The sequence below is a fragment of the Myxococcaceae bacterium JPH2 genome, from assembly GCA_016458225.1.
Lineage (GTDB): Bacteria > Myxococcota > Myxococcia > Myxococcales > Myxococcaceae > Citreicoccus.
Map to the genome: position 1 here is coordinate 1 of JAEMGR010000003.1, position 13,737 is coordinate 13,737.

General features: G+C 69.4%; 9 protein-coding genes. 2 read left to right on the forward strand and 7 right to left on the reverse strand.

Annotated features, from left to right (window positions below):
• A partial coding sequence (locus JGU66_04765) for a peptidase M4 (protein MBJ6760064.1) occupies window positions 1-967 on the reverse strand: 967 nt, incomplete at its 3' end.
• Window positions 968-1,229: 262 nt separating this feature from the next.
• On the opposite strand from JGU66_04765, the gene JGU66_04770 reads away from it, so the two are divergent.
• Window positions 1,230-2,444 (forward strand): DUF1615 family protein, encoded by a 1,215-nt coding sequence (locus JGU66_04770; protein MBJ6760065.1) that lies wholly within the window; start codon window positions 1,230-1,232, stop codon window positions 2,442-2,444.
• Window positions 2,445-2,454: 10 nt separating this feature from the next.
• Here the strand turns inward: JGU66_04770 and JGU66_04775 are convergent, their stop codons facing one another.
• From JGU66_04775 to JGU66_04795, 5 genes are all read right to left on the reverse strand, one after another.
• Window positions 2,455-4,080 carry a fibronectin type III domain-containing protein gene (locus JGU66_04775; protein MBJ6760066.1) on the reverse strand — a complete coding sequence of 542 codons (1,626 nt, stop codon included), beginning with the start codon at window positions 4,078-4,080 and terminating at the stop codon, window positions 2,455-2,457.
• Window positions 4,081-4,219: 139 nt separating this feature from the next.
• A complete protein-coding gene (locus tag JGU66_04780) occupies window positions 4,220-5,680 on the reverse strand; it encodes an insulinase family protein (protein ID MBJ6760067.1) in 1,461 nt (486 codons plus the stop codon).
• Window positions 5,677-7,083 carry an insulinase family protein gene (locus tag JGU66_04785; GenBank protein ID MBJ6760068.1) on the reverse strand — a complete coding sequence of 469 codons (1,407 nt, stop codon included), beginning with the start codon at window positions 7,081-7,083 and terminating at the stop codon, window positions 5,677-5,679. The genes JGU66_04780 and JGU66_04785 overlap by 4 nt, the downstream gene beginning before the upstream one ends.
• Before the next feature lie 92 nt (window positions 7,084-7,175).
• Window positions 7,176-10,979, reverse strand: a complete 3,804-nt coding sequence (locus JGU66_04790; GenBank protein ID MBJ6760069.1) for a DEAD/DEAH box helicase — start codon at window positions 10,977-10,979, stop codon at window positions 7,176-7,178.
• Between the two features lie 351 nt (window positions 10,980-11,330).
• Window positions 11,331-11,873 carry a hypothetical protein gene (locus JGU66_04795; GenBank protein ID MBJ6760070.1) on the reverse strand — a complete coding sequence of 181 codons (543 nt, stop codon included), beginning with the start codon at window positions 11,871-11,873 and terminating at the stop codon, window positions 11,331-11,333.
• Window positions 11,874-12,249: 376 nt separating this feature from the next.
• Between JGU66_04795 and JGU66_04800 the strand changes: the two genes are divergently transcribed.
• The gene (locus JGU66_04800; protein ID MBJ6760071.1) at window positions 12,250-12,429 is read left to right on the forward strand and encodes a hypothetical protein; all 180 of its coding nucleotides are present in this window, start codon (window positions 12,250-12,252) and stop codon (window positions 12,427-12,429) included.
• A gap of 25 nt (window positions 12,430-12,454) precedes the next feature.
• Here the strand turns inward: JGU66_04800 and JGU66_04805 are convergent, their stop codons facing one another.
• A complete protein-coding gene (locus JGU66_04805) occupies window positions 12,455-13,483 on the reverse strand; it encodes a hypothetical protein (GenBank protein ID MBJ6760072.1) in 1,029 nt (342 codons plus the stop codon).
• Window positions 13,484-13,737: the final 254 nt, after the last annotated feature.

Consider the following 13,737-nt stretch of genomic DNA (forward strand, 5'->3'; position numbering starts at 1 on the left):
ACGCGTTCACGTAGCCGGAGTCGTAGTGCACCGTGCTGATGAACGTGTGGCCCAGGGCGTCGTACGAGTCGCGGTTGAAGTTCTGCTTGTAGCAGTCGTACGTGTAGCCCAGCATGTCGTAGTTCGCGTCCACGACCGCGTCGCCGGTGGCCGCCTGGCCCTCGCTGCGCTTGAGCGTACCGGGCTGCACGACCTTGTTTCCGGCCGAGTACACCTGGCGATTCAGCGCCGTGTGGATCTCCGGAACGCGCATCAGCGTGGAGGAGTCCAGCGCGCTCACGTACACGCGGTCGCGCAGGGGCATGCCGTCACCCTGGCCCACGACCTTCACTTCCCACGCGAGGTTGAGCTTGCCCGCCTCGCTGCGCACGTACACCAGACGGGGCTCGCCCTTCACGGACAGGCCCGAGCCCACCGTGGAGCGCAGCGCCGCGGCGGACGCGCCGCTGCTGGCAACGCGCGGCTGCGACGACACCTTCTCGCCGTCACGCGCTGAGCCGTTCGCCATGTACACCGTGCCATCCGCGCGAACGTGGACGATGAGGTCGCCGCCGATGACCTCCAGGCCGTCCTTCGTCTGCTGATAGCGCAGGTGCTGGTTGCCCTGCGCGTCGGTGTGAGACTTGCGGAACACCATGTCCTGCGCGCGCAGCCGGAAGGCCGGCGCCACCATCGACACCACGGGGGCCGCGGCCTGGCCCACCGACAGCACCGACAGCGTCCGCTCCACGCGGCCCAGCTCGCCCCGGATGGTGTCCGGGATGCCGTCCGGGTGCACACCCAGCACCTGGGCGCCACCGAGCGCCTCCAGGGTCGACTGGATGTCCTGGCCCGCCACCTTCTCCTGAGACGGAGACTGAGGAGCCGGGGTCTCGTTACCACCACCGGTCTGGTCCGCTGCACCGCAGGCCGCGAGGGAAACTCCCAGCCAAGCTGCGCCAAACGTCTTCAAAACTCGATGAGCCAACGCAATACCTCCGTGAAGAACGGCCCCCAAGTCCTGACACACCTGGAAACAGTAGATCAACTGATTTTTAGACAAAGTCGCTTTAAACACTCTCTCCCACATTGCATGAATCATGACACTTTCACGAATTGCATGACTTGATTGATTTTCCGTGAAGTGTTTCAGGTGATTTCCAGTGGACGTGAAGCCCGCCGAGCGGATGTATCACCTGTCACATGGGACACAGGGACTGCGCGTGGGACGGTCTGGGTTGATGCCAGGAATGACGGCGACACGACGCATCAGGAGCGCTCGGGGCACGTGGATGTCCCTGCTGGGACTGCTGTGCACACTCGCGGCGTGCGCCCATCGACAGGAAGTGACGCTGCCCTCGGTGCCGCCGCCGCCGCTGCTCACCGCTTCGCAGGTGGCGGGTCTGATTCCTGGCACCGTGAAGGACCGCGAGGGTTGGGCCACGGATGTCCTCGCGGCGCTGGAGCAGGAGGCGATTCCGCCTTCGCCTCCGGCGGTCTGTTCGGTCCTGGCAATCATCGAGCAGGAGTCAGGCTTCCAGGCGGATCCCGCGGTGCCGGGGCTGGCGCGCCTGGTGCGCCAGCGCCTGGATGCGGAGGCCGGGAGGTTGGGGCCGCTGGGCAAGCGCCTGCTGTCGGAGGTGCTGGCCGCGAAGGCCCCGGGACAGACGCGCTCGTTCGACGCGCGGCTCGGCGCCCTGCGCACGGAGCGAGACCTGGACCGCCTCTTCCGAGACATGCTCGCGTACGGGGAGCAGACGTATCCGAAGACGTTCGCGGCGGCGGACCTGGCCAGCAGCCTGTTGCGCGCGCAGAAGCTGGAGGACCTCAATCCCATCACCACCGCGGGCTCGATGCAGGTGAGCGTGCAATACGCGCTGGAGAAGGCGGGCGAGGACGCGGACCCCGTGGCGGTCCGCGAGTCGCTCTACACGCGCGCGGGCGGCGTGCGCTACGGCACGGCGCGCCTGCTGGGCTTCGACGCCGCGTACCCCGAGCCCCTCTTCCGTTTCGCGGACTACAACGCGGGCTTCTATGCCTCGCGCAACGCGGCGCTCCAGTCCCAGGTGAGTCAGCTCACGGGGCTTGGGCTCGCGACCGATGGCGACCTCCAGCTCTATGACAAACAAGGCGAGCCGCGCGACGAGGACAGCCAGAGCCTGCGCGCCCTGCTCGTCTTCCGACAGCGCTTCGCGCCGGACCTCTCCGAGCGACAGGTGCGCCGCGACGTGCGCGCGGAGAAGACGCTGGACCTCGAGTCCACCGACACGTGGCGGGCCGTGAAGCGCGCCGCGGCGAGGCGGACAGGAGAGACGCCCGCCTACGCCCAGCTCCCCGAGGTGACGCTGAAGAGCCCCAAGCTGCGCTCGGAGCGCACCACCGCGTGGTTCGCGCGCTCGGTCGACACGCGCTACCAGAAGTGCCTGACCCGCTACCACGCACAGGAGCGGGCCGGCACCCCTTGAAGCCAGACGACTACGGCGTGGTGAAGGTGGCGCTGAACGTGTCCGCCGTGAAGATGGGCAGCAGCTCCCCGGAGGTGTTGGGCGCGCGCCACGGTTCATAGTGGGGCGAGCCATCCGCGATGAGCCGGACGTAGTACGTGCTGCCCGGCTCCAGCGTGTTGGGCGGCACGCGGAACTGGGTGGCCGAGCCCGGCACGATGATGCGCAGACGCACCTGCGGATAGTCCATGCCGGACAGCTTGTAGAACGACGCACGGTAGGCCGTGGGCGTGCCCATCACGGGCGACTGCCACGCGAACACGGGGCTGGTGGCCCCCACGGCGCGCGGCACATATGCGTTCACGCCATCGATGGTCAGCTCGCGCGGGGGCGAGATGCGCGGCACCACCGGCCCCGCGATCAAATTGTCCAAGGTGTCGATGACGCCCAGGCTGCCACTCGGGAAGTACACCAGCCCGGAGTCCGTGGTGACGGGCGTAGACGCCCGGAACGAGTAGGTGGCGGACCCGAGGACACCCCAACTGGACGGATAGGGATTGCCGTAGGACAGCCGGCGCGCCACGTCCCACGACGCCCCGCGCGGCATCGTCAGGGTCATCAGCTCCCCTGTGTAACCCACCCAGCCATCCTGGAGGCCGTGCGCCACGGGATAGACACTGAGCAGCGGGATGGACGCGGTGGCCTGCGGGTTCACCGCCGAGGTCCACTGGGTGAACGCGGGCAGCCGCCACTCGACGGAGAAGTCGTTCTGGGGAACCGCCTGCATCACCCCCGTCACCGGCATGGGCGTGGTGCCATCCGGCGCGAAGGAGAAGGTCCCCATCCGCACGCTGCTCACCACGGACGTGTACGCGAGGGGCCCTCCATCCGGCATCGTGCCCGCGTCGAGCGTGTTGAGCTGATTGACATACAGCCGGTCGCCCTTGTCCGCGTCGAAGACGGGCAGCGTGTAGCCGGTGTTGCTGTAGATGTGGCCATCGCGGCTGAGCACGAACGTCTGGCCCGCGACCGGCGTGTCCATGCCGAAGTCGGACGGGGCATACAGGTCGACGTCACCCGACGTGAGCTGCACCGAGGTGCCCGGCGCGTTGATCGAGCGGTAGTCCTGCCACGGCTCCATGTTGACCAGGTTCACCTGGGCCGGCGAGTCACTGAACGCGGAGTAGACCGCGTCCGAGCGCCCCACCCGGTTCACGCCCAGGTCCACGTGCGTGGCGTCCCCCAGGAGATAGAGGCTCCCCGTGCGCAGGTAGTGCGCGCCCGAGGGCACGCCGGTGAAGCGCACGCCACCGCCCTCCACCGCCGTGCCCGTCATGCGCGTGAAGCCCACGCCATCGGGGATGAGCAGCTCCACCGACTCGGGCGCCACGGTCTCCTGCCGCAGGGCCACGCCCACCGCGGTGTGGAAGCGCGTGGTGCGCGTCACCAGCACCGTGCCCCCCTCGGGCACCCCCGCGTCCATCTCCCCGCAGCCGGGCAGCAGCGGAACACCCTCCACCTGCGCGGGGTTCCCATCCGCGTTCAGCGTGGCCTCTCCGCCCGCGGGCCCGTTCTCCAGCCCCGGGTCTCCTTCCGCGCAGCCCAGCCACGCGGCACACAGCGACACCATCCCCCACGACAACCGACGCAACGACATGCAACCTCCAGGAAAGGAAGAACACGCCTCGCGGGGCACGACGGACCCACGAGGCTCGCGAGCAAAGACGTACTCGCGAGCCTTTCCTGAGATGCAAAATGAACAGTCCTTCGTCTGGGAATGAAGGACTGTTCAGGACCTAACGGGCCGGGGCCGGGGCGAAGCGCTTGTCAGCGAGCTTCATCTCGGTGACGGGGCCGTACTTGCGCGCCAGCTCGCGGATGTCAGCGGCCTTGCCCACCAGGACGAAGGTGAGGTTCTCGGGCGCGGGCAGCACGCGCTGGAGGACGGTGCGCACGCCGTCGCGGGTGGAGGCGGAGATGGCGGCGGCGAAACCATCCACGTCGTCATGGTCGAGCCCATAGAAAGACAGCTCGGCCAGCTTGGTGGCCACGGCGAGCCCCATCTCCAGCTTGGGCGGGAACTGCCCCAGCACGTAGGCCTGGGCGGACGCGAGCGTGGCGTCATCCATGCCCGTCTGGCGATAGCGGGCGAGGATGTCCAGGGCCAGGTCGATGGCGCGGCCCGTGGTCTCCGTCTTCGTGTACGAGGAGATGACCAGCGGCCCCGGCTGCGTGCCCGGGAACGAGATGGACCGGGCGCCATACGTGAGGCCGGTCTTCACGCGCAGCTCGCTGTTGAGCAGCGAGGTGAAGCGCCCACCCAGCACGGTGTTCCCCAGCTCCAGCGCGACGCGGTCCGCGTCCGTGCGGGAGATGCCCGTGTTGCCAATCCAGAAGTACGTCTGCGTGGCGTCCGGCTTGTCCACCAGCAGCACGCGGCGACCCTTCGTGGGCGCCGTGGCCGCCACCGTGGGCGCCGGCTGTCCCGCGCGAGCCCAGCCGCCGAGCGCGGCCTCCAGCTTCGCGGCGAGCGCGCGCGCATCGAAGTCACCCACCACGGAGAGCACCAGCCGGTCCCCGCCCAGGTGCGCCTTGGCCCAGCCCTGCACGTCCTCGCGGGTGAGCGCGGCCAGCGACGCCTCCGAGCCTCCCACTGGATTGCCATACGGGTGCCCCGCGAAGTGGAAGGCATTAAAGTACGTGCCCACCACGTTGCGCAGGTCGCCGTCCTTGTTGGACGCAATCTCAGACACCATGCGCTCGCGCGTCTTCTCCAGCTCCTTCGCGTCGAAGCGCGGCCGGGTGAGCAGGTCCGAGAGCAGCTCCACCATCAGGCCGGTGTCGCGCGCCAGGAACTCACCCGAGAGGATGACCGCCTCGCGGCCGGCGACGACCTCCATCTGTCCGCCCACGCCCTCCATCGCCTCGGCGAACTGGCGGGCATCGCGCGCGCCAGCGCCCTTCTGGAGCAGCTCGGCGGTGAGCGCGGAGAGGCCCTCCTTGCCGGCCGGGTCGGTGATGGCGCCGCCCTTCAGCCACGCGCTGAAGGACACGAGCGGCAGCTCGCGCCGCTCCACGAGGATGAGCTTCGCGCCGTTCTTCAGCGTGACGATGGTGGCCTGGGGCAGCTTCACGCCCGAGCGGGCCGCGGGCGCGGACGTCGCGGGCGCGGACGCGGCGGGGGCCATGGCCCAGGTGGGCAGCGAGCCGAGCAGCAGCGCGGCGAGGACGGGCTTCAAGCAAGTCGAGGGGTTCATCGCGCGGCGTCCTTCGCGGCCGGAGTGGAGGCTTCCTGCGTATCGGTGGGCACCAGCCAGCCCACGGTGCGGCGCTGCGAATCGAAGATGCGCGCGGCCACCTTCTTCACCTGCTCGCGCGTCACCTTCTCGTAGCGCGCGGGCGCGTCGAACAGCTGGCGGTAGTCGCCTCGGAACGTTTCGGTGGCGCCCAGCTCGCGGGCACGGCCATCGTTGGTCTCCAGGCCACGCCAGAAGGTGGCCAGGGCGATGTTGCGCGCCTTGCGCAGCTCGGCGTCCGTGACGCCCTCACGCGCCACGCGCGCCAGCTCCTCCGTGGCGAGCGCCTCGGCCTTCGCGAGGTCTCCACCGGGCGGGACATCCACGAGCAGCCACACCAGCGAGGGGTCGAACCCGCCGGAGAACGAGCCGCGCACGCGAATGGCCGCGCGCTCCTCCTCCACCAGCCGCCGATGCAGGCGCGACGAGTCACCGTCCGAGAGGATGCGCACGAGCAGGTCGAGCGCCTCCGAGTCCGCGTCCTTGGCGGCGAGCCCGTGGTACGCGAGCTGGAGCAGCGGAGACTGCGCGAACTTCTTCACCACCACGCGGCGCTCCCCCTGCTGCTCGGGCTCCTTCGTGCGCACGGGCTCGGGCGCGGGCTGCGCGGGGATGGGCTCCAGCGTCTTCTCGATGAGGGCGAAGATTTGCTGGGGCTGCACGTCGCCCGCGATGACGAGCGTGGCGTTGTTGGGGGCGTAGTACGTCTTGAAGTACCGCTGGAGGTCCTCGATGCGCCAGGACTCGATGTCCGAGGGCCAGCCAATGACAGGAATCTGGTACGGGTGCGCGACGAACGCGGTGGCCTGCACCTGCTCCATCAGCGAGCCCGTGTTGTCATTGTCCACGGACGAGCGGCGCTCGGAGTAGACGACGCCGCGCTCGGACTCGATGACCTGCGGATCAAACGCGAGGTTCTGCAGCCGGTCCGCCTCCAGGTCGAGGATGACGGGCAGCGCCGAGACCGGGAACCAGTCCTGATAGACAGTCACATCCTCGGAGGTGAAGGCGTTGTTGGCGCCGCCGTTGGCCTCCATGACGCGGTCGAACTCACCCGGGCCGTACTTCTTCGCGCCGTTGAACATCATGTGCTCGAAGAAGTGAGACAGGCCGGTGATGCCGGGGCGCTCGTTGCGGCTGCCCACGCGGAACCAGTTGTTCAGCGCGACATTGGGGATGTCGTGGTGCGGCCAGACGATGACCTTGAGGCCGTTCTTGAAGGTGCGGGCCTCGACGCCGGCCCCGAGCTTGGGCGTAGCGGAGGCCGAGGAAGGCCGGGGGGCAACCCGGCCTGACTGGGCGCTGGCGGCGGGCGCGGCCAGCAACGACAGGCACGCGGACCACAACAACGGCTGACGGAACATCCTTGCTCCTGAGCAGGGGACGAGGCCCGCGAACGGGCGAAGTCGCACGATATTCCAGAACCCGCCAGGTGCCCTGCCCCTCTCACGCGGCGTCACTCCCGCGCGGTGTCTCCACTGAAGCGCAGGAGCGCCAGGAGCTGCTCCGAAGACAGCGCGCCGCCCCCATCCGCCTCGGACAACAGGCTGTCCGCCAGGTCGCGCTTCTCGGCGTGCAGGGCGAGGATGGCCTCCTCGATGGTCCCCTCCGAGACGAACCGGCACACCGTGACGGGCCGCGTCTGACCGATGCGGTGCGCCCGGTCCGTCGCCTGGTCCTCCACCGCGGGGTTCCACCACGGGTCCAGGTGGAGGACATGGTCCGCGCCGGTGAGGTTGAGTCCGGTGCCACCCGCCTTGAGGGAGATGAGGAACAGCTCGCCCTCGCCGCGCTGGAACGCGTCCACGCGCGCCTGTCGCTCCGCGGCCGGTGTCTGTCCATCCAGGTACAGCACGGACAGGCCCCGCGCGAGCAGGGCCTCCCGCACGAGCGAGAGGTGTCTCACGAACTGGCTGAACACGAGCGCCCGGCCGCCCTCCGCGCGCAGTGCCTCCACGTGCTCCAGCACCCGCTCCAGCTTCGCGGAGGACAACCCCGACTCACCGTCCACCAGGCGCGGATGACACGCCGCGAGTCGCAAGCGCGTGAGCGCGGCGAGCAGCTCGAACCGAATGTCCTGTCCCGAAGTGCCCACGCCCATGCGCGCCAGCGCGGCCAGCCGGGTGTCTTCGTAGAGCCGCCGCTCCGCATCCGACAGCGTCACGGGGACCACGGTCTCCACGCGCGGAGGAAGCTCACGCGCCACCTGGGCCTTGGTGCGGCGCAGGAGGAAGGGACGCACCACGCGCGCCAGCGAGGCCCGCGCTTCGGGGTCGCGGTCGCGCTCGATGGGCTGGGCGAAGCGGTCGCGGAAGGACTCGCGTCCCCCCAAGAGCCCCGGGAACAGGAAGTGGAAGAGGCTCCACAGCTCGGCCAGCCGGTTCTCCACGGGCGTGCCGGAGAGGGCCACGCGCGCCTGTGCCTTCACGGCGCGCACCGCGCGGGCCCGCACCGTGTCTGGATTCTTGATGGCCTGGGCCTCGTCCACCACCAGCGTGGCGAACGTCAGCGAGGCCAGCCGCTCCGCGTCGCGCGCCAGGAGGCCGTAGCTCATCACCAGCACGTCCTTGCGTCCGAGCTGTGCGGGCAGCGTGTCGCGATCCGCCTCATGCCAGACGTGCACGCGCAAGGACGGAGCGAAGCGCGCCGCCTCCCGCACCCAGTTGCCACACACGGACGTGGGCGCCACCACCAGCGCCGGCCCCTCGCTGGCGCGATGCAGCAGCAACGCCAGCGTTTGCAGCGTCTTGCCCAGGCCCATGTCATCCGCGAGGCACGCGCCCGCGCCCCACTCCGCGTGCCGAGCCAGCCAGACGAAGCCCTCGCGCTGGTAGTCGCGCAGCTCGGCCTTGAGGCCACGGGGCACGGACACCTTCAAGTCACGGGCCTCGCGGATGCGCGCGGCCAGCGTGCGCCACTCGGCGGGGGCCTTCACGCTCGCGCCCGCCTCCGTCAGCGCATCGAGCACCGGAGCCGCCGCCGCGCTCACCTCCACGCCCTGCCGCGTCGGCTGCGCATGGTCCGCCAGCGGGAGGAGCCGCTCACGCAGGGCCTCCGTCAGGCGCAACCATCGCCCGGGGCCCAGCAGCACGTAGCGCTGACGCCGCCGCAGCGCATCGAGCAGGAGCGCCAGCTCCACGCGCTCCCCCTCCAGCTGCACCCCGCCCTTCACGCCGAACCAGTCGTTCTGGCGCACCACCTCCACCCGCAGCTTCGAGGCATCGGGCGAGCGCACCACCGACCACGCCTGCTCCTCCCACTCGACGCGCAGCGCCCCCGCGTCCGCCAGGGGTTCCAGGGACTCCAGCAGCGTCAGCGCGGCCTCGGTGTCGTCTCGATGAAAGACATACTCGCCCGCGGTCAATCCCAGACGTCCGAGAAGGGCATCGGCGCGCTCACGCTCAGGCTCGAACGCGCGGCGCACCATGACGCGCTGGCGCGAGCGCAGTCCTCGCACCACCTCGGGCCCCGCGCCGGGAGGCTGGGGAGGCGCCTCCGGGAGCGGTTGGACATACACCCCGCCCGACAATCCCGCCTCACCCGAGGGCCGCAGTCGCACAACGAGCGCGGTGGAGCCCTCAACCTCGTGGGCCTCCAGTGACGCGGGCAGGGACAGGGCGAAGCGCGCCTCCAATCCGGACAGGCGCTCCAGCAGCGCCTCGCGCGCGGTGCTGGGCAGGCGCGCGCCTTGGGTGCGCAGTGTGTCGAGCAAGGGCCGCGCCTCGGGAGGCACGGACACGAGCGTGAGGCGGGGCAGCTCCGGCTCCATGAGCAGCCACGGCTGCGGCCAGGTGGAGTCTTCGGGCGAAGCCTGCAAGGCGTCAATGCCGACGACCGTGCCCTCGATGGCGGGGCGCAGCCGGAGCGTGCCCTCGTCGTCCTCCACGGCGAAGCCCAGCGGGGCCTCGCGCACTCGCAGCGGAGCCTCCGGTTCTTCCGCCCAGCGCAAGCGAGGATTGCGCGCGAGCAGGCGCAACGCCTGGAGATAGAAGCCATGCACGGGATGCGCGGCATCATGGAAGCGCGCGGACATCGAGGCGGCGGACTGGATGAGCGCGAGCGCCTCCGCCTCTCCGGGTCCAGTGAGCACGGCCCGCGCCTCGTCGACCTCTCGCAAGCCCAGGAGCGCGCCCGCGGACATCCCGCCCTTCTTCAGCGGGCGGTGCACATAGACCCTGATGCGCAGGGGGACGCGATCCGCGCCGCCCTCGACTCGAAACGAGACATCGAGCGCGCGAGTTCCCGGCGCATGAGCGGTCACCGCCACGGCGGTCCGCTCCAACGCGGTCAATAGCTCCTCACCCGCCACCACGAAGAGCAGCTCGGCCAGCCGGGCGTTGCTCTCCGCGGCCTTCGGGTCAGCGAGCTGGTCCAACACGGCGTCAATGGCAGACAGCGCGTGGACGCACGCCGGCTCGGCGACGCCAGGAGAGCAAGGACACGCGAGCCCCGCGCGACCGTCGAGCAGTCCCACCGGATTCACTTCCACGAAGCCCGGCAGGTCCACGCCATGACTGGGAAGGCCACTCGACCAGGCCACCAGCTCGGGCTCGGAGACGCACAGCCGGACGGGCCGGTCCTGGAGCACGACCGAGAGACGCGGACCGTGGACGCGCGGCATGGCCTGCGCGCGCACCCGCTCCCGAGCAAGCTGGAGCGCCTGCACCAGAGGGAGCAGCCGCGAGTCCGTGGGTGGAGCGCGAGGAGCGCCCGTGGCCTCCCGCTCCAGCCCCAGCCGCACGCGCTCGGCCTCGGCGTCGAGCCAATCCCAAGCGGCCTGGGTGATGGGCGGGAGGTTGTGCTCCACGAAGTACCGGCTGGAGAGCTTCCCCAGCAGCGGTGTCACCACCTTGTCCTCACCGAAGAAGTGGGTGAGGTGCCGACTGAACGAGGGAGGCAGGTGCGGCGTCACCACCGAGAGCCGCAGCGAAGCGGCGCGAGACAGGTGCCGCGCCTCCAGCCACTCCGTCAACGACTCCGCATCCGACGGCCGCTCCGATGAAGGGGCGGCGCGGGCGTGCCGTTGCAACCAGAGCAGGGCCAGGACACCGGCGTGAACACAGCTCCCTTCCGCCAGATAGTCCTCGCACTGGCACTCGAAGACGAGCCCCAGGTCATCGCTCGAGACGACGGTCTGGAGCGGCGGGCGCCCCGCGACACGGAACTGCCCCTGGATGCGATGGGCCGTCGCCGCCCAGGCGACCGAGGGATAGCTCGACAGGTACAGCTCCGCGGTCGAGAGCCGCGCCGGGCCCAGCATCTCGACCAGCGCCTCCCGGGTGAGCCAGGTCGAGACGGCGGATGACGTGCGAGCTGGCGAACGCGGAGACATGGGCGCAGGGAGACACGACTCGGCGGGTTGCCGCAATCAGGAACAGAAGGGGGGTGTCTCTGGCGCGAACCCACGGCGAGTCGCCGTGCATCCGTCGCGGGGAACTGGAGCCAAAGCGGTCGTCGCGTCGCCGGCCGTCACGCCCCCGAAGCGCGAACAGGGCCACGGGAAGGACCTGCCCGCGTACGGGCCTCACCGCCTGACGGGGCCGAGGCAGGGGGAGAACGGGACGCACTCCCTTCCTCGGCCACTGAGCGGTCGGCTCGCCGCCCCGTCACTTCAGGCGCCGAGCACTTCGCGGAGCACGTGCTGGAAGTAGTTCGTGCTGCCGACGTGGGTGTTGTAGTGCTTGGCGGACTGATGGAGGCGCTGGGCGACGGCCTCGAACTCCGCCTCGCTGACGTCGCGCAGGGACATGTAGAGGCGAGCGGCGGCGCGCAGGTGGGAGAAGAGCGGGTTCTTCGCCTCACCGTCGGGGCGACGGAGCAGGTGGCGGAAGAGCTGCTCGAACTCCTGGTCCGGCTCGGCGCGGCCGGTGGCGCGGCAGAACGCGGCGGCGGTGGTTTCGATGAGGAAGAAGAACGGCTGGTAGTCCGGGGGCGGCGCCTTGGTGAAGTTGGGCGGCTGCTTGTTCCCGGTCCAGAGCTTCGAGATGGACTGGAGCGTCACGTGGGCGGTGGTGTCTCCGAAGCGCACGGGGACGAGGTCGCCCACGGTCTTCACCTGCCCTTGCTCATCCCGCTCCACGGGAACGAACAGGCGCATGGGGTCATCCACCTTCACGCCCGCCTTCTCCAACTCCGCCACCGCAGTCACGTCCATTGCCTGGGCACTCCTCCGAAGGCGCACCCTACCTGTCTCGGGGGAGTGCCATCCACGTCAGAGTGAATCCCGTCCGCTCCGCAACGAACTCCCACCCATGGACTTCCCCGGAGACCCACGAATCCACCCCCGCATTGCCTGCACGTGGGTCGTGACCTACACACGAGCCATGTCGGAGTTCCCCAATCGCAGTCCCCGTCCGTATGACGAGGAGCAGGAGCTGACATGGTACGTGATTCACAACTACCAACGCTTCGCCACGAACCTGGACCGTCGCGTCTTCAGGTCCATCCACGGAAGGCGCTCGGCCCTCCCGCGGACAACAGCGCCGGAGAACAGCGTCAGGCGGAAGTGGGAGGGATGGGACGATCCTGAAGTGAACGCCGCGCTAGCAGATGGACTCGATGCGGCCGAGCACAACTTCCGGAACCGTGTGCTCAAGGACCACGCCCAGGACATCCACATCAACCGCTGTGGCCAGTGCAATCGGATTGTAAGAACACCGAAGGCCCGCCAGTGCTTCTGGTGCGGCTACGACTGGCACCCGAAGCCCTGACGGGCCAACCACCGAGACAACCGCGTCAGTGGTTGAAGCGGGCTTCCAGCGAGCTCAAGCGCTGCTGGTCCGCCGGACCGAATTCAGCGGAGTAGAGCGGGCGACCATCGGCGCCGTCGACCCGCACCACCTCCAGGGCCAGCTTGAGGTTCGGAGCTTCCGCCACGCGCCCCCAATCACTCTCAACTCCGGGAGACAGCGTCCAATCCGCGGAGGCGCCCGGCTCCAGCCCGCCGGGAATCGCATACTCGAAGTTCGCTTGGAGCACGGGCGTCGAGCTGGCGGGCCCAGTCAAGACACCTCGGAAGGCAACATGTGAGATGCGCTGCTCCAGGTCGTTCTTCACCGAGATGTCGATGAGGGGCTTCTTCTCTCCGGACTGCACCGCAACCTTCCGGAACAGCGACCGCGTCACCGGGAAGCGCGCCAGCTCGACGCGAGCCTTCTCCGCCGCGAGCTTCTTCTGGGTCAGCGACTTCAGCTCCGCCACGGCCTGAGCGCGCTTGCGCTCCTCGGCCTGGGCCTGAAGGTCGTACCGAACGCGCCAGCCGTCCTGCGTCCGCACGAACGAGAGCGCATGGGTCGTCTCCCGTCGCGGGCTCGCCTGGGCCCACGCATCGACGCGAGCGAGGCGAGCCTCCTTCGAGCCCATCTGGGTCAACTCGCCCAACCTGCCGAAGAAGTCCGTCGGACCAAGGTCCGGATGGAGGCGCTTGACCGAGACCATGGCCGAGTCATCGCTCACGGCCATCACCGTCACCTCGCAGTCCGTGTGCTTGGACATCCCCTCGGCGAGCGCCTGCATCCCAGGCGCCAGCGCGGCCTTCATGCCCTGAGAGATGGGATTGCCTCCAGCGCCATGCTTCTGGAGGAACTCCAGGTCTTCCTTTCGCAGATGCTCCGAGGGCTGGACTCCCTCGGGGAAGGACTCGAGCGTCGGTGACGTGAGTTGGTTGTAGTGACAGAGCCACTCCGCCTGTGTGCGGAGTTCGCTCTCATCTCGACGACAGCCGACGAGCGCCAGCGTGAGCAGCACTCCCAAGGCGATGCGCATGACTCCCCCGTTCGGTGGCACGGTCACCGCCTGCGCGATGACGACTGGGACGGGGGCGCAGCGTAGGGATGGCGCCACGGGCTGACGACCCACCCCACGGGATGGGCCGAAGATGCTCGCCAACAGGAGCCTCCGCCGAGGGGCGGGCCGATGCGCCTGGGAGGCCCATCCCCGAGTCTCGTGCCCAACGGATGCGCGGGCGGGGTCGACTCGCCCACATTCCACTTTGGATTCACGGGAGCCCATCCCATGCT